General features: G+C 65.7%; 20 protein-coding genes. 10 read left to right on the forward strand and 10 right to left on the reverse strand.

The window, feature by feature from the left end; genetic code table 11:
* Positions 1-214 precede the first annotated feature (214 nt).
* The 6 genes from fliI (at position 215) to ACKWRH_RS08475 (ending at position 6,407) form a co-directional block, all read left to right on the forward strand.
* Complete coding sequence (fliI, locus tag ACKWRH_RS08450; protein WP_445220116.1) at positions 215-1,540, forward strand: flagellar protein export ATPase FliI; 1,326 nt, start codon at positions 215-217, stop codon at positions 1,538-1,540.
* Between the two features lie 121 nt (positions 1,541-1,661).
* Positions 1,662-2,081 (forward strand): flagellar export protein FliJ, encoded by a 420-nt coding sequence (gene fliJ, locus ACKWRH_RS08455; RefSeq protein WP_008138882.1) that lies wholly within the window; start codon positions 1,662-1,664, stop codon positions 2,079-2,081.
* 180 nt (positions 2,082-2,261) lie between these two features.
* Positions 2,262-2,807 carry a sigma-70 family RNA polymerase sigma factor gene (locus ACKWRH_RS08460; RefSeq protein ID WP_041955015.1) on the forward strand — a complete coding sequence of 182 codons (546 nt, stop codon included), beginning with the start codon at positions 2,262-2,264 and terminating at the stop codon, positions 2,805-2,807.
* A 37-nt stretch (positions 2,808-2,844) separates the two neighbouring features.
* On the forward strand, positions 2,845-3,903 hold the full coding sequence (locus ACKWRH_RS08465; RefSeq protein ID WP_445220117.1) for an anti-sigma factor domain-containing protein: 1,059 nt from the start codon (positions 2,845-2,847) through the stop codon (positions 3,901-3,903).
* 209 nt (positions 3,904-4,112) lie between these two features.
* A complete protein-coding gene (locus ACKWRH_RS08470) occupies positions 4,113-5,072 on the forward strand; it encodes an AraC family transcriptional regulator (protein WP_445220118.1) in 960 nt (319 codons plus the stop codon).
* A gap of 114 nt (positions 5,073-5,186) precedes the next feature.
* A complete protein-coding gene (locus ACKWRH_RS08475; protein WP_445220119.1) occupies positions 5,187-6,407 on the forward strand; it encodes an NAD(P)/FAD-dependent oxidoreductase in 1,221 nt (406 codons plus the stop codon).
* 270 nt (positions 6,408-6,677) lie between these two features.
* Here the strand turns inward: ACKWRH_RS08475 and ACKWRH_RS08480 are convergent, their stop codons facing one another.
* The 8 genes from ACKWRH_RS08480 to ACKWRH_RS08515 all read right to left on the reverse strand — a co-directional run bounded on the left by ACKWRH_RS08480 (position 6,678) and on the right by ACKWRH_RS08515 (position 14,058).
* Positions 6,678-6,881, reverse strand: a complete 204-nt coding sequence (locus tag ACKWRH_RS08480) for a hypothetical protein (RefSeq protein ID WP_014497685.1) — start codon at positions 6,879-6,881, stop codon at positions 6,678-6,680.
* Between the two features lie 295 nt (positions 6,882-7,176).
* Positions 7,177-9,318, reverse strand: coding sequence for a flagellar biosynthesis protein FlhA (flhA, locus tag ACKWRH_RS08485; protein ID WP_445220120.1), 2,142 nt, complete (start codon positions 9,316-9,318; stop codon positions 7,177-7,179).
* 357 nt (positions 9,319-9,675) lie between these two features.
* Positions 9,676-9,972, reverse strand: a complete 297-nt coding sequence (locus ACKWRH_RS08490) for a copper-binding protein (RefSeq protein ID WP_445220121.1) — start codon at positions 9,970-9,972, stop codon at positions 9,676-9,678.
* A 16-nt stretch (positions 9,973-9,988) separates the two neighbouring features.
* A complete protein-coding gene (locus ACKWRH_RS08495; protein WP_445220122.1) occupies positions 9,989-10,444 on the reverse strand; it encodes a cupredoxin domain-containing protein in 456 nt (151 codons plus the stop codon).
* Positions 10,445-10,476: 32 nt separating this feature from the next.
* Positions 10,477-11,808: a copper oxidase gene (locus ACKWRH_RS08500; protein ID WP_445220123.1), complete on the reverse strand. Its 1,332-nt coding sequence runs from the start codon at positions 11,806-11,808 to the stop codon at positions 10,477-10,479.
* A gap of 13 nt (positions 11,809-11,821) precedes the next feature.
* On the reverse strand, positions 11,822-13,246 hold the full coding sequence (locus ACKWRH_RS08505) for a TolC family protein (protein ID WP_445220124.1): 1,425 nt from the start codon (positions 13,244-13,246) through the stop codon (positions 11,822-11,824).
* A gap of 9 nt (positions 13,247-13,255) precedes the next feature.
* Positions 13,256-13,540 carry a hypothetical protein gene (locus ACKWRH_RS08510; protein ID WP_445220125.1) on the reverse strand — a complete coding sequence of 95 codons (285 nt, stop codon included), beginning with the start codon at positions 13,538-13,540 and terminating at the stop codon, positions 13,256-13,258.
* Positions 13,541-13,620: 80 nt separating this feature from the next.
* Complete coding sequence (locus tag ACKWRH_RS08515) at positions 13,621-14,058, reverse strand: hypothetical protein (protein WP_445220126.1); 438 nt, start codon at positions 14,056-14,058, stop codon at positions 13,621-13,623.
* Positions 14,059-14,208: 150 nt separating this feature from the next.
* Between ACKWRH_RS08515 and ACKWRH_RS08520 the strand changes: the two genes are divergently transcribed.
* Positions 14,209-15,474 (forward strand): MFS transporter, encoded by a 1,266-nt coding sequence (locus ACKWRH_RS08520; RefSeq protein WP_445220127.1) that lies wholly within the window; start codon positions 14,209-14,211, stop codon positions 15,472-15,474.
* Here the strand turns inward: ACKWRH_RS08520 and ACKWRH_RS08525 are convergent.
* Both ACKWRH_RS08525 and ACKWRH_RS08530 read right to left on the reverse strand, forming a co-directional pair.
* Positions 15,471-15,878, reverse strand: a complete 408-nt coding sequence (locus ACKWRH_RS08525; protein ID WP_445220128.1) for a DUF4864 domain-containing protein — start codon at positions 15,876-15,878, stop codon at positions 15,471-15,473. The two genes, ACKWRH_RS08520 and ACKWRH_RS08525, sit on opposite strands and share 4 nt — an antisense overlap.
* Before the next feature lie 65 nt (positions 15,879-15,943).
* Positions 15,944-16,582 (reverse strand): TetR/AcrR family transcriptional regulator, encoded by a 639-nt coding sequence (locus tag ACKWRH_RS08530; protein WP_445222356.1) that lies wholly within the window; start codon positions 16,580-16,582, stop codon positions 15,944-15,946.
* A 252-nt stretch (positions 16,583-16,834) separates the two neighbouring features.
* Between ACKWRH_RS08530 and ACKWRH_RS08535 the strand changes: the two genes are divergently transcribed.
* From ACKWRH_RS08535 to ACKWRH_RS08545, 3 genes are read left to right on the forward strand one after another with little or no spacing between them, the layout of a single operon-like run.
* The gene (locus ACKWRH_RS08535; RefSeq protein WP_445220129.1) at positions 16,835-17,332 is read left to right on the forward strand and encodes a (2Fe-2S)-binding protein; all 498 of its coding nucleotides are present in this window, start codon (positions 16,835-16,837) and stop codon (positions 17,330-17,332) included.
* On the forward strand, positions 17,329-18,384 hold the full coding sequence (locus tag ACKWRH_RS08540; protein WP_445220130.1) for an FAD binding domain-containing protein: 1,056 nt from the start codon (positions 17,329-17,331) through the stop codon (positions 18,382-18,384). The genes ACKWRH_RS08535 and ACKWRH_RS08540 overlap by 4 nt, the downstream gene beginning before the upstream one ends.
* Positions 18,377-20,638 carry a xanthine dehydrogenase family protein molybdopterin-binding subunit gene (locus ACKWRH_RS08545; protein ID WP_445220131.1) on the forward strand — a complete coding sequence of 754 codons (2,262 nt, stop codon included), beginning with the start codon at positions 18,377-18,379 and terminating at the stop codon, positions 20,636-20,638. The genes ACKWRH_RS08540 and ACKWRH_RS08545 overlap by 8 nt, the downstream gene beginning before the upstream one ends.
* Positions 20,639-20,647 lie beyond the last annotated feature (9 nt).

Here is a 20,647-nt window from a genome sequence, read left to right on the forward strand (position 1 = left end):
TTAAGAGACGGGTCTAACCGACTCCCGCGACTCAGCCTTCTTCTGAAGGGGAGCCACGCTCAGTCACAAAGACAGTGACGCAATGATTAACGATGCGGGTAAACACGAAGTTAAGCGCCGTTCAGAAATATGGCGAAACTTAAGGCTTTCGCCATGAAGCCCGGGATCGAAGGCGATCACCTTATGAAGGCCCTCTTATGAAGGCGCGCCCCTGATGAAGGCTCTTGCCGAACAGATCGGCGACATCGACGGCGTCAACATCTATGGCCGCGTGGTCGGCGTTCGCGGTCTGATGGTCGAAGTGGCCGGACCCATTCACGCGATGTCGGTCGGTGCGCGGCTCGTGATCGAGACCGGCGCGAACCGTTCCATTCCCTGCGAGGTGATCGGCTTCTCCGGCAACAATGCTGTCGTGATGCCGTTCGCCGGCCTGGACGGGGTGCGGCGCGGTTGCAAGGCCGTCATCGCCAATGCCGCCAATCAAGTGCGTCCGTCATCGGCCTGGCTCGGCCGCGTCGTCAACGCGCTGGGCGAACCGATCGACGGCAAGGGGCCGTTGCCGCAGGGCCCGGCGCCGATGCCCTACCGCAATTCGCCGCCGCCGGCGCATTCGCGCAAGCGCGTCGGCGCCCCGCTCGATCTCGGCGTGCGCGCGATGAACACGTTCCTCACCTGCTGCCGCGGCCAGCGCATGGGCATTTTCGCAGGATCCGGCGTCGGCAAATCGGTGCTGCTGTCGATGCTCGCGCGCAACGTCGATGCCGCGGTCAGCGTCATCGGGCTGATCGGCGAACGCGGCCGCGAGGTCCAGGAATTTTTGCAGGACGACCTCGGCGAGGAGGGCCTGGCGCGCTCCGTCGTGGTGGTCGCGACCTCGGACGAGCCCGCGCTGATGCGGCGCCAAGCCGCCTATCTGACGCTCGCTGTGGCCGAATATTTCCGCGACGAAGACAAGGACGTGCTCTGCCTGATGGACTCGGTGACGCGCTTTGCCATGGCCCAGCGCGAGATCGGCCTGTCCGCCGGCGAACCGCCGACCGCCAAGGGCTATACGCCGACCGTGTTCACCGAGCTGCCGAAGCTTCTGGAGCGCGCAGGGCCGGGCTTGGGCGAGGGCGCGATCACCGCGATCTTCACGGTGCTGGTCGACGGCGACGACCATAACGAGCCGATTGCGGATGCCGTCCGCGGCATCCTCGACGGCCATATCGTGATGCAGCGCTCGATCGCCGAGCGCGGCCGTTACCCCGCCATCAACATCCTCAAATCCGTCTCCCGCACCATGCCGAAATCGGCCGATCCGCAGTTCTGGCCGACCATCCAGCGGGCCCGCCAGGTGATGGCGACCTATGCCGACATGGAGGAATTGATCCGGCTCGGAGCCTACCGGGCCGGCTCCAGCGCCGAGGTCGACGAGGCGATCCGGCTGCACGAGCCGCTGGAGGCGTTCCTGCGCCAGCGCAAGGACGAAAATGCATCACTGGCGGACGGCTACCGCCAGTTGGCGCAAATCCTCGGTGATTTGGAAACGGAACGCTAACTTTGTCAGGTCATCATCCGCTCTCACAGAGTAGCAGAGCCGGTCTTGGCCCCAATCGGGCCTGTGGGGAGACCGGTGACGTCCCACGTGCAGCCAGGGGACTTCTGGGGAGTATGAGTCGATGAAGTCACGTGATACCCTCATCCGCCTGAAGAAATTTCAGGTCGACGAGAAGCGCCGCCGGGTCACCCAGATCGAGACCATGATCGCCGACTTCCAGCGGATGTCGACCGATCTTGAACGCGAGATCACGACCGAGCAGGAGCGTGCCGGGATCAACGATCCCTCGCACTTCGCTTATCCGACCTATGCCAAGGCCGCGATTCAGCGCCGCGAGAACCTGACCCGCTCGGCCGACGAACTGAAGGGCCAGCTCGACGAAGCCAAGGCCGCGCTGGCCGAAGCCTTCGAGGAACTGAAGAAGGTCGAGCTCCTCGACGAGCGTGACCAGGCCCGCGAGCGCGCCGAGGAAAATGCCCGCGAGCAGGCCGACCTCGACAGCATCGGCCTGATGCGCGCCCGCATCGGCGCCGTCGCCTGACGGCGCGGCCAGCGGTCCAACAGCCGAGAATTCGTCGAACCCGGGCCCGGAAGGTCCGGGTTTTGCGTTTGCTATCCACAGCGTGGCGCGCCGCCCCTTGGTGATGGGCTTTGCCGCGCGCTATGGTAGCGGAGTGCCAGGGCCTGCGTGGAACGCGACAGGCCGTGTGTGGGGGGCTGAATGCTGACGCCAGCAGAGCTGGTCGGGCTGATTGGGGAGGTCGCCAGGGGCGATCAGGCCGCGTTCGAGCGCCTCTACGTCGCCACGCGCGCGAAACTTTATGGCGTCGTGCTCCGTATCTTGCGCCGACAGGATCTCGCAGAGGAGGTCATTCAGGAGACCTACGTCAAGATCTGGAACGGCGCCGGCCAGTTCAATCCGGCCTTGTCGTCGCCGATCACATGGATGGCATCGATCGCGCGCAACCGCGCCATCGACATCGTGCGCAAGAAGACGGAAGTCTCCATCGAGGAAGAGCCGCAGGCGATGGAAGTCGCTGCCGACAGCCCCGATCCGCTGGCGCGGAGGGAGATGACCGAGGAGTTGAAGCGGCTCCTGGAATGCATCGGCCGGCTCGAGCCGGATCGTCAGAGGCTCGTGCTTCTCGCCTATTACAACGGCTGGAGCCGCGAGCAATTGGCGGAAAAATTCGCCGCGCCCGTCAACACGGTGAAGACGTGGCTCCGGCGCAGCATGTTGGATATCCGCGAGTGCCTCGGACTATGAGGGCTTGCATTGTGAGGGTGGTTCTGGACTGCAAGTGATGGCCTACACGGAGGACCATATCGCGCTCGCCGCGGAATATGCGCTCGGTACGCTCGACGCCGACGAACGCGCGCAGGTCGAGACCATGATGGCCGTGGACAAGGCGTTCGCCGATGTCGTGCAGGCCTGGGCTTACCGGCTCGGCGTCCTCAACCAGATGGTCGGCTCGGTCGAGCCGCGTCCGATCGTGTGGGAGAACATACGGTCCGAGCTTGCGCGGACGGACTTTGCGCAGGAGACGCCTGCGCCGGAAGCTTCGCCGCCGCCACCACCTGTGCCGGAGCTTTCTTCGCTCGACACCGCGCCGCCGGAGTTGCCGTCGGAGGATGTGAAGCCACCCGAGGCGCAGGCTCCCGAAGCCGAGCAGCCTGAAACGGCGCGGCCGGCGTCCGATGCGCTTCCCGACGTCGCGCCGATATTCATGCCGCAGGTTCATGCGCCCGATCCTGACGTCGCGCGCGCGCCGCCGGAGCCGGTCGCCGACAACAGCAACGTCATCCGGCTCGAGAGCCGCGTGAAGCGTTGGCGCACGATCGCCTCCGCCGCGGGCGCGCTTGCGGCTGCGCTGCTGGTGACGCTGTCGCTTCAGATCTTCCGGCCCGATGCGCTGCCGGGCAGCTTGCGTCCGGCGCCGCGCATCCAGACGGTGGAAGTGAAGACGCCGGCGCCGCTCACGGCTGCTGCGCAATATGTCGCGCTGCTGCAGGGCCAGGGCGGCGGTCCCGCCTTCATCCTCACCGTCGACGGTGCGACGCGGAATTTCACCGTGCGCAAGGTCGGCGCGACCCCGGAGGCCGGCAAGAGCTTCGAGCTCTGGCTGATCTCCGACAAGCTGCCGCGTCCGCGCTCGCTCGGCGTGATTGGCGCGGGCGATTTCACCGCGCGCCCGGTGCTCGGCTCCTTCGATCCCGAGGTCGTCAGCGGTGCGACCTACGCCGTCACCGTCGAGCAGGCCGGCGGCTCGCCCAACGGCCAGCCGACGTCGGCTCCGGTGTTTTCCGGCAAGCTGATCGAGACCGTGCCGCCGTCTCAGCCGCAGGCGCCCGTGAAGAAGTAGGTGTCGTGGCGCCGTAGCCCGGATGGAGCGCAGCGCAGTCCGGGCTACACGGCGCTCGACCGTCGCCAAGGTCCGTCCGGCCGTCGCAACCCGACAAGTCCCGCCGAATCCACCCCCGCTTTGAACCTCCCCGCAATCCGCGGCGTCAAATGCCCGGAATTTGCAGTCGGCGCCGCACATCATGGTGCCGGAGAGGGGCTAGAAGTCAGATGGATGCAGCTAAGACGCCGGGCATCTTCGTCCACCAATATGCGGGTCTTCCGCATGGTCCGGCCTTCGAACATTGGCGCGAGCGGGCCTTCGGTCCCTGCGGCCTCGATGTCGGGCCGAGCCATGGCGACAGCATCGATTGCCGGCTCCAGGTCAGCGTGGTCGACAATATCGCGTTGGCCATTCCCGAAGGTGCTTCCGCGCAATATTCGCGCAGGCAGAGCCATCTTGCCGACGGCAGTGACGATCTGGTCCTGATCGCCGCGCATGCGGGTCTCGTCCGCGTTGGGCAGAACGGCCACACCGTCGAGCTTGCGCCAGCGCAGATGGTGCTGGTCGACATGGGCGTCACCGGCACCGTCGGCCACACCCAGGAAGATCGCTTCACCAGCATCCGCATGCCGCGCCGCGCGCTGCTCGACATCAATCCGCGTGCCGAGGACAAGCTGTCGCAAGTGCTCTCCGATGGCGCGGTGGCCGAGACGATCTTCCGCTACCACGCACTCGCCGCCAATCACGCGCCGCATCTCGACGCCGTCGGCCAGCGCCTGACCGCGCAGCACGTGATCGATCTCGTCGGCCTGCTGCTCGGCACCGATGCGGAGCATGCAAGCCTTGCGCGCGGTCGCGGACATGCGGCGGCCCGTCTCGACCTCATGCGTGCCGACGTGATGGCCGCGCTCGGCCGCAACGATCTCTGTCTGTCCGAGATCGCGACGCGCTCAGGGCTCAGCCCGCGCCAGGCGCAACGCTTGTTCGAGCAGGCCGGCACGACCTTCACCGAATTCGTGTTGGAGCAGCGCCTGCTGCTGGCGCGCAAGCTGCTCGTCGATCCCCGCGCGAGGGCGCGCAAGATCAGCGACATCGCGCATTCCTCGGGCTTCTCCGACCTGTCCTATTTCAACCGCGCCTTCCGCAAGCGTTTCGGCGCGACGCCATCGGAGCTGCGCGAGGCCTGAGCCGCGATTTATGCAGCGGCGCGGCGCCGCCGCAGTTGGTCGATTAGGGCGAATGGGCTATATCTGCCTGCGCGGGCAGACCGCCGGAATTCTTGGATAAGGCAGTCAACGGACATGGCGCGTATCGTCGTGCTCGGCGCGGGGTTTGCGGGTCTGTGGGCGGCCATCGGCGCCGCGCGCAAGCGCGACGAGATCGGCGCGGCCGGCCGTGATGTCGAGATCCGAGTCGTCGATCGCAATCCCTATCACAACATCCGGGTGCGCAATTACGGGGCCGACCTCAGCGAGGTCGCACTGCCGTTGCCGCAGCTGCTCGATCCGATCGGCGTCACTCATGGCATTGGCGAGGTCGAAGCCATCGACCCGGCACGGCGCGAGATTTCTCTCGTTACGAGCGGCGGCGAGGAGACGCTGAGCTACGACCGCCTGGTGCTGGCGCTCGGCAGCGAAGTGATGCGCCCCGCCATCCCCGGCTTGGCCGAGCATGCTTTCGACGTCGATACCTATGCTGCCGCGCTCATCCTCGAAAATCATCTCGTCTCGCTCGGACACAGCGCGCCGTCGCCGGGGCGCTCGACGGTCGTGGTGGTCGGCGCCGGATTCACCGGCATCGAGGTCGCGGCCGAGATGCCCGACAGGCTGGCGCGCGCCGGCATCACCGGCAGCCGCCGCATCGTCCTGGTCGATCCCAACCCTGCGGTCGGCGCCACCATCGGCGCGCATGCGCGTCCCGTCATCGAGACGGCTTTGGCCTCGCTCGACGTCGAGACGCGGCTTGGCGTGCGCGTCGTATCCGTCGAGGCCGCCGGCATGCGCCTGAGCTCGGGCGAGTTCATCCCGGCGCAGACCGTGATCTGGTGCGCCGGGATGCGCGCGAGCCGGCTTGCCGAGAGCTTCGCGGGCGCACGCGATCGCCTCGGCCGCCTGCTGGTCGATCCTTTCATGCGGGTTGCCGATGTGCCGGGCGTGTTCGCCGCCGGCGATGTCGCCTCGAGCGTGGTCGACGGGCTGCATCCGACGGTGATGTCCTGCCAGTTCGCCCGTCCCATGGGCCGCTTCGCCGGTCACAACGTCGTGGCCGATCTCGCGGGCCTGCCGATGCTGCCGCTGCGCATCGACTGGTACGTGACCGTGCTCGACCTCGGCGGCTGGGGCGCGCTCTATACGGAAGGGTGGGATCGAGAGGTTCGCACCACTGGCGCGGCCGCAAAAGCGACCAAGCAGACCATCAACTGCAAGCGCATCTACCCGCCGCTCACCGGCCGCAAGGACGAGCTCTTCGCTGCCGCAGCGCCGACCGTGCAGGCGCCGCCGCCGACTTATGGGGCGCGGTAGAGTTTGATCGGGGCTGGTTGGAGGATCGCGGCTGTGCCAATTGCTCCGTCATTGCGAGCGTAGCGAAGCAATCCAGAATCTTTCCGCGGCGACAGTCTGGATTGCTTCGCTACGCTCGCAATGGCGAGGTACCCCAGACATGAGAAAGCGCCCGTGGGGGGCGGGCGCTTTCCGTAGTCGACTTGGGGTTGGGGTCGTCTACATATCCACGTGGCGACTTTGGGGGGCTGGTAAAGAGCCGCGTGAATTCACAAAACTCGTCAAATCTCCTTATCGAACGAGGGATGCGTTCGAGCTGGTGATAACAACCGGCTTTCCGGCCTTGATGACGCGGGCGGTCTGGGTCAGGCCTTCATCCGAACCCGTACGTGCCGCCGTGATGCCGAAGCCTGCCACCGCGATACCGGCGACGAGGGCTACGACCACGATTTTCAAGTGGGTCGAGCGATCAGCGCTGTAAATCGAGTGGTTCATGGAAGGCTCCTGCCGCCATCTACCCGAAGTAGTCGCTACCCTGTTGGGGGAGGTTCATGCTTCCGGTCCCCAACAACCTAGTATTGGGGGGATTCGTTCCCAAGAGGCCATCACAAGAGCGTGACAGGACGTGAAAGATCGCGATCAAAAGCGACCCCTCGATCGTTCGATTTTATAATTATTTCAAAGGTGTAATGTACTTGCGAGGCGCCTTGTTTGCATTTGGTCGACAAGGCGCCAGGAACTCAAAAACCATTTGCCTGTGGCCGAAAAACATACGGCTTCTTAAGGCAAATCAGATGCTTCCGACCGTTTTCAATCTCGCCCTGGGGTGGATTTCAGCCTGCGACAGCACCGTCGTCTGGGCGCGGAACCGCTCGACGAGGGAGCGTACGAAGGGACGAATTGCCGCAGACGTGACCAGCACCGGCGCCTCGCCTTCGCGCGCGGCGCGCTCGAAGGCCTCGCGCACGCCGGTCATGAATTCCGACAGCTTCGAGGGCTGCATCGCGAGGCTGCGTTCCTCGCCCTGGCCGATGATGGATTCGGCAAAGGCCTGCTCCCACCGCGCCGACAGCGCGATCAACGGCAGATAGCCGCTGTAGGAGGTGTTCTGGGCGCAGATCTGCCGCGCGAGACGGGCGCGGACGTGCTCGACCATGGTCGCGGGATTGCGCGAGAAGGCGAGCGAGTCGGCGATGCCTTCCAGGATGGTCGAGAGATCGCGGATCGAGATGCGCTCGGCGAGCAGCAGCTGCAACACGCGCTGGATGCCGGAGACCGTGACCTGGCCCGGCACGATGTCCTTGACCAGCTCGCTCTGCTCCTTCGGCAGCTCCTTGAGCAGCTTCTGCACCTCGCCGTAGGACAGCAGGTCCGACATGTTGGCCTTGAGCAGCTCGGTGAGGTGGGTCGAGAGCACGGTCGCGGCGTCGACGACGGTGTAGCCCTTGAGCGAGGCTTCTTCCTTGAGGCTGGCGTCGACCCAGGTCGCGGGCAGGCCGAAGGTCGGCTCGGTGGTGTGGATGCCGGGCACCTGGACCTGGCTGCCGCCGGGGTCCATGACCATGAACTGGTTCGGCCAGATCTTGCCGGTGCCGGCGTCGACCTCCTTGATCTTGATGATGTAGGTGTTGGCTTCGAGCTGGACGTTGTCGAGGATGCGCACGGCGGGCATCACGAAGCCTATCTCGATGGCGAGCGAACGGCGCAGCGCCTTGATCTGCTCGGTGAGGCGGTCGGTGCCATCGGGCCCGTTGACCAGCGGCAGCAGCGCGTAGCCGAGCTCGATCTTGAGGTCGTCGATCTTGAGCGCGGCCGAGATCGGCTCTTCGGCCGCAGCGGCGCCCGGCGCACCCGGCGTTCCCGCAGCAGGAGCGAGCTTGGCGGCTTCCTCGGCCTTGGCCGTCACCCGGTTGCGGTTGCGGGCGTGCCAGGCGAGCGCGCCGGCGCCGGCGCCGAGCGCCAGGAAGGGAATGGTCGGAATGCCCGGCAGGGCCGCCAGCACCAGCATGACCGCCGAGGACATCGCGAGCGCCTGCGGATAGCCGGAGAACTGCTTCATCAGCGCCTTGTCGGCGGCGCCGGACACGCCGGCCTTGGAGACGAGCAGGCCGGCCGCGGTCGAAACGATCAGCGCGGGCACCTGGGTGACGAGGCCGTCGCCGACGGTCAGCAGCGTGTAGCTGCGCCCGGCGTCGGCGAAGGAGAGGCCCTGCTGCGCGACACCGATGATCATGCCGCCGACGATGTTGATGAAGACGATCAAAAGGCCCGCGATGGCATCGCCGCGGACGAATTTGGAGGCACCGTCCATGGCGCCGAAGAAGCCGCTCTCGTCCTCCAGATCCTTGCGCCGCTGCTTGGCGACCTTCTCGTCGATCAGGCCGGCGGAGAGATCGGCGTCGATCGCCATCTGCTTGCCGGGCATGGCGTCGAGGTGGAAGCGCGCGGCGACTTCGGCGATACGGCCCGAACCCTTGGTGATGACGACGAAGTTGACGATGATCAGGATGGCGAAGACGATGATACCGATGACGAAATTGCCGCCCATCACGAAGCTGCCGAAGGCTTCGATGACGTGACCGGCGGCATCCGTGCCCTCATGCCCGTGCGACAGGATCAGGCGGGTCGAGGCCATGTTCAGCGACAGGCGCAGCATGGTCGAGATCAAGAGGACGGTCGGGAAGGCGGAGAATTCCAGCGGCGCCTGGATGAACAGCGACGTCATCAGGATCAGGATCGAGAGCGTGATCGAGATCGCCAGGAACAGGTCGAGCACGATCGCGGGCAGCGGCAGGATCAGCACCACCAGGATGGTGAGCACGCCGAGCGCCAGCGCGATATCGCCGCGCTTGAGGATGTTGCCGATCTCGGTGAGGGTCGGGAAGCCGGCGTTCGTGCTGCCTACGCCCTGTCCCGCGGTGACGTCGACCATGGTAGCTGCTCCCCCGCGCGACTGCCGTCCGCGCGCCCCAAATGTCTGCGCGGCGGCCGAAGGGCCGCCGTTTCGAAAGTGAGGCACCGCACTGGCGTCCACGGGGGACCTCCCGTTCTACGCGGCTGACGACACTCGACTTCACCCGGCAATTCTTGCCGGGTGTATGGTTAGCAAAGGGTTAACGGAGGGTGCGGCAGGAGGTCAGACCGGAGTGTTTCGGGGACCTGGCAGGGACGAAGTCGTCATGCCCGGGCTTGTCCTGCCTGCGCGGCCGAAGGCGTGGATGGCCGGGACGAGCCGGCCATGACGTTGTGGAAGCGTTTGTCACCAAAAGCGGCGACGGAGGAAGCAGCCCTACTTTGCCTTCTGCATCGTCGTCACCGTATACCCCGAAGCCGCCTCCTCGGCCTCGAAGATCACCTTGTCGCCGACCTTCACCTGCTTGAGCAAAGCGGGGTCCTTGACGCGATAGACCATGGTCATGGGTTCATCCATGCCGAGGCTTTTCGCCGGTCCGTGCTTGAGCGTGATCTTGCCAGCGCCTTCGTCGATCTTCTTGACCTCGCCGCTGATCGGGGCGCCCTGCGCGGCGCCGAAGGTCAGGCCGAGTGTCAGCGCGAGCGCTGTGGCGATGCGGGTGATCGGTTTCATGGGTCTCTCCATTGCTTTAATTCACGGTGACGTGGCCGACCATGCCGTAGTCGCGGTGGTCGGGAATCAGGCAGGAGAATTCGAACGTGCCGGCCTTGCTGAACTTCCAGAGGATCTCGGCCGTCTTGTTCGGTGCGAGCCTGACGCCGTTGGGGTCGTCGTGCTCCATATGCGGATGCTTCTTCATCTCTACGGCATGCGCGAGATTTTCCTTCGTGGTGGCGAGCAGGAATTCATGGTCCTCCTTGCCGACATTGCGCAGCACGAAACGAATCTGCTCGCCGCGTTTGACCTCGATCCTGGCGGGCGCGTAGTCCATCTCGTTCAGCAGGATCTCGATCGTGCGCGCGGGCTTTTTGGGATCGCCGGGCTCGCCGGCCGAAAAGGTCCCGTGCCCGTGCTGGTCGTGGGCAAACGCGGGCGCAGTTGAAAGCGCAGCCAGCGCAAGGCCGAGTTTGATCGTCTTCTTCATCTTGTTCTCCAGTTGGTGGTTCATCGAAACGCTCACATCTTCATGTTCTTCATCAGCGCGCCTTGCTGCCGCGCCGGCTCTGCGGACGGCGGCGTGACCTCGTAGGCGACGGTGCCTCGCGGGAATTGGTAGGGGCCGGGATCGCGGTAATCGTCGCGCGCGAGGTCCTCGCGGATCTTCATCACCGTGAACATGCCGCCCATCTCGATCGGCCCGAACTGACCGGTGCCGGTCATCATCGGCAGTGTGTTGTCGGGAGCGGGCATCTCCATGTTGCCCATCGCCATGCCGGTCGAGCCCATCGCCATGCTGTCAGGTGCGAGCTTGCCGACCGCCTTGGCGAGGTCCTTGCGCGACACGCCGATCAGGTTGCGCACCTCGTGCCCCATCGCGTTCATGGTGTGGTGCGACTTGTGGCAATGGAACGCCCAATCGCCGGGATTGTCGGCAAGCACGTCGAACACGCGCACCGCGCCGACCGGCACGTCGGTGGTTGTCTCCGGATATTGCGCGCTCTCCGGAATCCAGCCGCCATCGGTGCAGGTCACCGCAAAGCTGTGGCCGTGCAGATGAATCGGATGGTTGGTCATGCTGAGATTGCCGATGCGCACGCGCACCTTGTCGCCGAGCCTGACCGGCAAGGGATCGATGCCGGGAAACACCCGCGAATTCCAGGTCCACATGTTGAAGTCGGTCATCTCGTTGACCTGCGGCAGGTATGTGCCGGGATCGACGCGATAGGTGCTCATCACGAAGACGAAGTCGCGGTCGACCGGCCGGAAGCTTTGATCGCGCGGATGCACGACGACCATGCCCATCATGCCCATCGCCATCTGCACCATCTCGTCGGAATGCGGGTGGTACATGAAGGTCCCGCTCTTCTTCATCTCGAACTCGTAGACGAAGGTTTTTCCCGGCTGGATGTGCGGCTGCGTCAGTCCGCCGACACCGTCCATGCCGCTGGGAATGATCATGCCGTGCCAGTGCACGGTGGTGTATTCGGGCAGTCTGTTGGTGACGAAGACGCGGACCTTGTCGCCTTCGACCGCCTCGATGGTCGGACCCGGCGACTGGCCGTTATAGCCCCACAAATTCACCTTCATGCCCTCGGCGAATTCCCGCACCACGGGCTCGGCGACGAGGTGGAACTCCTTCCAATCGCCGTTCATGCGGAACGGCAGCGACCAGCCGTTCAGCGTGACCACGGGGCGGTAGTCGGGGCCGCTGATCGGATGCAGCGGCGGCTGCATCACGACCTTGTCCATGTGCGGCGCTTCCGGAATGGACGCGGCCTGCACACGGCCGCTGATGGCCGACGCGCTGGCGAGCGCAGCGGTGCCCAAAAATCCTCGGCGGGAATACATGTTGGCCTCCATCTCAGTGACCGCCATCGGCAGGCGCTGCCGCGGCGATGGTGGTTGAAGTGTCGCTGCCCGACGCAGGCGCGCCGCCGCCGTTGACGGCGGTCTGGAGGTCGGACTGGGCGAGGAAGAATTTTTGCTTGGCATCGATCGCGCCGCGCAGCGACGCCAGGCGCTGCCGCGCTTCGGTGAGCAGCGCGAAAATATCGACCTGCATGCTGGAGAAGCGCAGCTGCATCTCCTCCGTGATGATCTTGCGCAGTGGCAGGATCTCGCGCTGGTAGTGGCTGGCGATGTCGTAGCTGGAGCGATAGACACGATAAGCGTCGCGCGCCTCGGAGCGAACGTTCACGGCGCGCTCGGTCAGGCGGTTGAAGGCGAGATTGTAGGTCTCCGTCGCTTGCCGCACGCGCACCTCGCCGCCGTCGAAGATCGGGATCTGGAACAGCACGTCAAAACCGCGTTCGCGGAACGGCGGGCCCTCGGGATCCTGGGTGCGTCGGGAGATGCCGGCGAGGTCGAGCAGCGTGACGAAGCGCGTCGCCTCGGTGAGATTGAGCGACTTTGCCAGCGCCGTCAGCTCCAGCCGCGCGATCTGAAGATCGATACGATGGGCAACCGCATCGGCCTCGATCGAGGGCAGTGCCTGCGGCCGGCGCGGCAGCGGTGGCAGTTGATCGGGCAGACGGAAGTCGAGGCCGCCGTCCCACAGCCCCATCAGGCGCGCGAGCCTTTCGCGCGCGCTCGTTGCCGCCTGCCGGGCGGAAGCGAGGTCGGCCGTGGTCTCGGCGTAAAACACCTGCTCGCGGGCCTGATCGAGCTTGTTGATCGAGCCGGTCTCGCCGAGTTTGACCGCGAGCTGCGCCGTCGATTCCGCCGTCGCCTTCGCATCGGTGAGCAGCGCCACCATTTCGTTTCCGGCGACCACACGGACATAGGCGCGCCGGACATCGGCGGCTAGCCGCAGCGTCGCCAATGCCGCGCGCAATTGCGCCTGACGGAAGCGGTCGCGGGCGATGTCGGAGCGGAACGGCAGGGTGGCCAGCGCGAGGATGTCGCCGACCACCTGACGCTCTATCTCGCTCGCGCCATTGCCTGCGATGCGCGAGATCGAGAACACAGGATTGGGCGGCAGGCTCTGCTCGACCAACTCGGTCTCGGCCAGCGCCAGCTCGTTATAGGTCGCTTGCAGTCCCTTGTTGTTGAGCAGCGCGATCTGCACGGCCGTCTCGGTGGTCAGCGTGCGTGCCAGCAAGTGGCGGACGGTCGCGTTGACGGCCTCTGCGCCTTCGGCCGTTCTCACGAAGGCGACGTCCTTGTTGATGGTCTGGCTGGTGAGGTCCGAGACCGTCGTCATGCCTCCGTCCGGCGAGAATGCCATGCAGCCGGAGAGTCCCAGCGCAGTGAGCACCAGCAGGCCCCGCGCAAAATGATGCGTCATGGCGCGCCCCTACCGGTCTTGCTTCGGCTGCGGTGTGACGCTGTCGTTGCGCTCGCGCCATGGTGCCGGCGCCGCAGGTCGCCGGCTGGTGTAGGGCGCAATCGTCGAGCGATAGCCGACGCGCGCGACCTTCGCAGCCGGATCGGTAGGATCGGCGCCGGCCACGGGCACAGTTGCCGGCATGCAGCCGGACAATATCAACGCGGTTGCGGCCAGCAGCGGCCAATTGAATCGAACGTGTCGTCCACGCGCCGCGGATGCGGCGGCGAACTTCGCCCCGGAAAGCGTAAGCATGAGTCATCCCCTGATCTGTCGTAGAGACCACAGGTTCGCGCGCGCGGATGCGCGTGCGGCCCTGACGTCGTCGCGTCAGATCAGGCGATGGGAGGACGGTAGTGCCGAGGCGGCGCCGCGCTGTGCAGGCTGACCACGATCTCGGGCGCGCAGGCGGAAATCGGCTGCAGAGGCTTGGCGACGCCGGGCAAGTCGGCCGGCAGCGCGCTCACGCACATCATCGCGCAGCACGGGCCGGCCTTGCCGTCATGGTGATGTTGGGCGGGCGCATCCTGTGCGGCAGTCTGGTGCTGCCCGTGCATGCCTGCGTGGTCATGCGGCACATCGCCATGCATGTGGCCGGCCTGCATCTGGTGCTGCACCGGCACGGGATCGGCGAGGAGTGCGTCGTCGAGGCACGGCGCCGGGCCGTTGCCCCAGGCGAGGGCTGCTGCCGGCGCGAGCACGCAGAACAGATAGGCGAGGGCGATGATCCGCCCCACCCTGATCCGCATCGATCGCGTCAATCGCAACAGCATTCCGCCGATAGGCTCCTCGCGCGGCAATGTTGCACACGCAGATTGCAAACTAATGGCAAAGCTCGGCTTCGCCAAGCATCTTCTTACCGCAGTGCACCGCGCATGCCCAATATCGCGGCACGATGCTTGACCCCAAGGCGATCAGCGAACATGGTCCGGCCCGTGCACGCGCCAAATCTTCCAGGACAGAGACCGGCCTCATTCACCCCTGATTCGCGTCAGGCTTGGGTGCGGCTGTTGCTTGCGCTGCTGATCGGTTCGATCGGCGGCGTTGGCATGTGGGCGGTCGTCGTGGTGATTCCCGTCGTGCAGACCGAGTTCGCCGCCACGCGTGCTGCGGTGTCGCTGGCCTTTACACTGATGATGTTCGGCTTCGGCCTCGGCGGCGTGATCGCCGGCAAGATCACCGACAAGTTCGGCATCGTGCCGGCGATGGCGATCAGCATCGCTTTCATCGGCGTTGCCAATGTGCTGGCGGGGCTCTCGACCCAGCTCTGGCAGTTCGTCGCGGCCTATTTCCTGATCGGGCTGGGCACCTCGGCGACCTTCGCGCCGCTGATGGCGGAGGCCTCGCACTGGTTCGAGCGCTACCGCGGACTTGCCGTGACCATCGTCGCGAGCGGCAATTACGTCGCGGGCACGATGTGGCCGCCGCTCATCAGCGAGGGCATGCAGACGATCGGCTGGCGCTCCACGCACATCGGCATCGCCCTCGTTTGCGTGGTCTTGATGACGATCCTGGTGCTGGTCCTGCGCGCGCAAATGGGCGACGACAAGGTCCGCAATCACGCCAATGCGCGGCCGCCGCAGGTCGATCTCAAGCTTTCGACCAATACGCTGACGGTGCTGCTCTCGATCGCGAGCATCTCCTGCTGCGTCGCCATGGCGATGCCGCAGGTGCATATCGTCGCCTATTGCGGCGATCTCGGTTACGGCGTGGCGCGCGGCGCCGAGATGCTGTCGCTGATGATGGCCTGCGGCATCGTCAGCCGCATCGGCTCGGGCTACCTAGCCGACAAGATCGGCGGCATCCGCACGCTGCTGGTCGGATCGCTGGCGCAGGGCTTTGCGCTGGTGTTCTATCTGTTCTTCGACAGCCTGACCTCGCTTTATCTGATCTCCGCGATGTTCGGCCTGTTCCAGGGCGGCATCGTGCCGAGCTACGCCATCATCGTGCGCGAGGCGATGCCGGCGAGCGAGGCGGCAACCCGCGTCGGCATCGTGATCTTTGCCTCGGTGTTCGGCATGTCCTTCGGCGGCTGGGTGTCGGGCGTCATCTTCGACGCGACGGGCTCCTACGCTGCGGCGTTCGCGAACGGGGTGGCGTGGAATGCCCTGAATGTCGGCATCGTGCTGACGCTGCTGATCCGGTCGCGAATGAATGCGGTCAAGACGGGACCGGGTTTTGCGACCTAAACTTCCCGCCCCGGCTTCAGCAGCGAGCAGCCGGTGATCTTGTAGCTGCCGTCCGCTTGCTGCTCGAGCGTGTAGAGCGCCTCCCAGGCTTCGCCGTTGGCATCGACGATGTGAACGTGCTGGGAAACCCAGTTGCCTTCGCTCTTGGTCTCGCCAAACTCAAAGCTCTTGTGCCGGTAGACCGGCGCGTAGCCGTTTTGCACCATGGACATGAAGATATCAGGAGCGGGGAATATCTCTTTGATCGCAGGCGCGGCGTAGGAGTAGGCCGCTGCCGCATCGTCGTGGACGAAGGCTTGTTCCTGTGCGCGGATGACGCCCTGTGCCGCAGTGACGTCGGCGGCGCATGCTGGAGCGGCACCAAGGGTAATCATAAGGGCGACGAGCAAGGCGGCGATGCGCATGACAGGCTCCGCGTTGAAATCCCGGCGATGCTGATCCTAGCACGCCCTCTGGGAAATACGGCGCGCTATCGCTTCCGTTTCACCGCGGGCTTTGTGGGCTTGGCGGCACGCGCCTTGGCTTTGCCGACCGGCTGCACCCGCAGCCCGTCGACGAATACGTCGAGCATGCGCAGCACCGAGGATTGCCAGCCGGGCTGGTCGTGCATGTAACACATGCCGACGAGTGCCCTGAGCAGATCCTCCGGGCTGACATCGCCGCGCATCTGGCCGGCGGCGACCGCGCGGTCGAGCAGCGAGCCGATCGCCTTGGTCAGCCGGTCCATCGAGAACGCCGCGAGTTCCGATGAGCTCTGGAACGTCAGCGCCAGCGCGGCCGACATGCCCTTTTTTGTGGCAACGAATTCGACGTTGGAGCGCAGCCAGCGCCGCAGCGCGTCGACCGGGTCCTTGGCATTCTTCAATTGCTCGGCGAGCTCGCTGAGTTGCTCGACCTCGCGCCGGTACACCGCCTCGAACAAATCCTCGCGAGTTGGAAAATGCCGATAGAGCGTGCCGATGCCGACGCCGGCGCGTTTGGCGACAGCTTCCAGGCTTGCCTCAGGACCGCCAGCATTGAAGACGACCTTGGCCGCCTCAAGCACGCGCTCGCGATTGCGCACGGCGTCGGCGCGGGGCTTCCGAATCTGGTCGGTCTGGTCGTCCATGGCGGCAATGTAGATCACGAATTGGTTAGATTGAACCCTCGCAATGAACCCTTGCGAGGCTGCATCGCGTTGTCTGCCCATGGGCTTTTGACGAATTCCAAATATTTTTCGGCGGCTCTTGTTAAGCGGAGGGTGCCTCCGTATCTTCCTTGAGATGTTGGCCGGGTTCCGCCTGGCCAACGCATATCGACGGCGGCCACGGAGGTGGCGCGCTGGCCGATGACTCATGTCCATATCTGATCGGAGCCTTGTATGAACCACTCCATCAGCCTCACCGTGAACGGTGCGCGGCGCGACTTCGTCCTCGACGATCCGCGCGTCACGCTGCTCGATCTCCTGCGTGAGCGCCTCCATCTGACCGGAACCAAGAAGGGATGCGATCGCGGCCAGTGCGGCGCCTGCACCATTCTCGTCGACGGCAAGCGCATCAACTCCTGTCTTGCTCTCGCCATCAGCCATGACGGCGCCGACATCCTCACCATCGAAGGCGTGGCGCGTGGCGACCAGCTTCATCCCGTGCAGGCGGCCTTCATCGCCCATGACGGATTTCAGTGCGGCTTCTGCACGCCCGGCCAGATCATGAGCGCGATCGGCATGATGCAAGAGGCGCAGGCCGGCAACGATCCCGAGCGAATCCGCGAATGCATGAGCGGCAATCTCTGCCGCTGCGGCGCCTATACCGGCATCGTCGATGCCGTGCTGGAAGCCCAGGCCGGCATGGACGAATCCAATCAGAGGCGCTCCGCATGAAACCGTTCGATTATATCAGGCCGGCCACAGTGGCCGAGGCCGTTGCGGCGGCCGCTCAGCCGGGCGCTACCTATCTCGCCGCCGGCACCAATCTGCTCGATCTGATGAAGGGCGGCGTCAGCCGACCGGATCGGCTGGTCGATGTCACGCATCTCGATGGGCTCGACGGAATCGAGACTCTCGCCGACGGATCGTTGCGCATCGGCGCGCTCGTGAGCAACGCCGATCTCGCGCATGATGCAAACTTCGCGAAGTCCTACCCGGCTGTCGCCGAGGCGCTGCTGTCCGGTGCGTCCGCGCAACTGCGCAATGCCGCGACCGTCGGCGGCAATCTGCTGCAACGGACGCGTTGCGCCTATTTCTACGACACCGCCAGCCGCTGCAACAAGCGCGAGGCTGGCTCGGGCTGCGACGCGCGCGAGGGCGAGAACCGCACCCATGCCGTGCTCGGCTGGAGCGAAAGCTGTATCGCCACGCACCCGTCGGACTTCTGCGTACCCCTGCTTGCGCTCGATGCCGTCGTCGAGATCGAGGGCAGGGCCGGCCGCCGCGAGATCGCGCTCGACGCGCTGCATCGCCTGCCGGGCAATACGCCCGAGCGTGAATCGGCGCTCGAACCCGGCGACCTCATCGTCGCGGTGCGCCTGCCGTCGGCGGCGCGCGGCTTTGCCGCGCATGCGCGCTACCTCAAGGTTCGTGAGCGAACGTCTTACGCGTTCGCCGTGGTCTCGGCCGCGGCTGCGTTGCGGATCGAGAACGGCAAGATCGCGGAGGCGCGGCTGGCGCTCGGCGGCGTCGCCGCAAAGCCCTGGCGTGCCCGTGCCGCGGAAGACGTGCTCAAGGGCGTTACGCCCACGGCAGATGCTTTCCAGGAAGCCGCCTGGCGCGCGCTCACCGACGCAAAACCATCCGGCGACAACGCCTTCAAGATCGAGCTCGCACGCCGCATCGTCGTGCGCGCGCTGACCCTTGCCGCCGCCGGTACGCCCGCGCGCACCCCCGCGCTGCCGGCCTCTCCCTTTGCCTCGACGTCCGGAGCCATCCATGCCTGAGCTTAATCTATCCAGCTCTCCCGCCCATCTGCGCCACGGCTCTAATATCGGTCAACCCTTGACCCGGCGCGACGGCGTCCTCAAGGTCAAGGGACAGGCGACCTACGCCGCCGATAATCATCCGCCCGGCATGCTGTTCGCGGTGATGGCCGTCGCCAGCATCGCGCACGGCCGCGTGACATCGCTCGACGTTGCTGCCGCAAAACGCCATCCCGGCGTCGTCGACGTCATGACGCCGGACCACAAGCCGCAGCTCGCAATCGATCCGGAGATCAAGACCAATCCGTTCGTGTTCCGGATGGAAGTCCTGCAAAGCGACGAGGTCCGCTACGCCAACCAACCCATCGCCGTCGTGATCGCCGAGACGCTGGAGGCGGCGACGGAAGGCGCGGTGCTGCTGGCGCCGCGCTACGAGACGCTGCCCGCGCTGGTCGGTCTCGATGCCGGCGAGAGTTATGTGCCGCCGGTCGTCGGCGTCGGCAATCCCACCGAAAATCACCTCGGCGATGTCGAGGAGGGTCTTGCCGCGGCCGAGAAGCAGGTTGACGCGATTTACGAAACGCCGCCGCAATATCATAACGCGATGGAGCCGCATGCGATTGTGGCCGCATGGAATGGCGACAGTCTGCAGATCGACATGCCGACCCAGGGCTTGATGCTGTCGCTTGCGCGTGTTGCCGAATTGTTCGGCATCGCACATGACAAGATCCACATCCGCAGCCCGTTCCTCGGCGGCGGCTTTGGCTCGAAGGGGCTGATGGCTGGTCCGCCGGTCCTCGGCATCATGGCTGCAAAGCTGGTCGGCAAGCCGGTCAAGCTGGTGCTGCGGCGTGAGCAGATGTACGGCCCGGTCGGTCACCGCGCACCGACGCGCCAGCGGCTGCGCATTGGCACCGACGGTGAGGGGCGCCTGACCGCGCTCGATCATCACGCCAGAACCGTGTCGAGCACGTTTGACGATTTCTACGAGCCGGCCGCGGACGCCTCGCATACGCTCTATGCCAGCCCGTCAATCCGCACCTCGCATGACGCCGTGCGCGTGAACACCGGCACGCCGCTGTTCATGCGTGCGCCCGGCGAGGCGACCGGCTCGATCGCGCTCGAAAGCGCGATCGACGAGATGGCCTGGGCCTGCGGCATCGATCCGCTGGCTTTCCGCCTGAAGAACTACGCCGAGGTCGAGCCGATCACGGGGAAACCGTTCTCGTCGAAGGCGCTGCGTGCCTGCTACGAGCAGGGCGCGGCGCGCTTCGGCTGGGCGAAGCGTTCGCTCCAGCCGCGACAGATGCGCGACGATGCAGGTCTCCTCGTCGGCTGGGGCATGGGCACGGCGACCTTCCCGGCGCTGATGTTTCAGGCCGAAGCACGCGCGGTGCTCCGCCGCGACGGGACGGGCGCGATGGAGATCGGCGCGCATGACATGGGGCAGGGTGCCTGGACGGCACTCGCCCAGATCGCGGCCGATGAACTCGGGCTCGACATCGACCGTGTCGAGTTCAAGGCTGGTTCATCCGACCTGCCCGATGCCGGCATCGCCGGCGGTTCGGCGCACACCGCGACCGCGGGGGCTGCGATCCATAGCGCCGGTGCGGCCGTGGTCGCAAAGCTCGCCGATCTCGCGACCGGCGACGAGCGCTCGCCGCTGTTCGGCGCCGGCAATGCCGGCGTGATCGCGCGCGACGGCAGGCTGATCCGGCGTGACGACGAGAGCCGCGGCGAGAGCTATACCGAGATCCTCGCGCGCGCGGGCGTCGCCGAGGTCGAGGCGCGCGGTACGGGCGCGCCAAATCCTGCGGCGATGGAGGAGTATGCGATGCACGCCCACGGGGCGGTGTTCGCGGAGGTGAAGGTCGATCCCGAGCTCGGCCAGGTCCGCGTCACCCGCATGATCGGCGCCTTCGCGGCGGGGCGCATCGTCAATCCGCATCTGGTGAAGAGCCAGCTGTTCGGCGGCATGATCTGGGGCATGTCCTTCGCGCTGCATGAGGAAGCCATCACCGACCGCCGCAGCGGCCGGATCATGAATGCCAATCTCGGCGAGTACCATATCCCCGTGAATGCCGACGTGCCGCCGCTCGACGTGATCACGGTCGAGGAGCACGATCCGCATGTGAATGCGCTCGGCATCAAGGGTGTCGGAGAGATCGGCATCACCGGCAGCGCCGGCGCGGTCGCCAACGCGGTGTGGCATGCGACCGGCGTGCGTGTCCGCCGCTTTCCGATCAAGATCGAGGAGTTATTGACGCAGCGTTGAGACAAAAAG

The organism is Bradyrhizobium sp. Pa8, assembly GCF_052588265.1.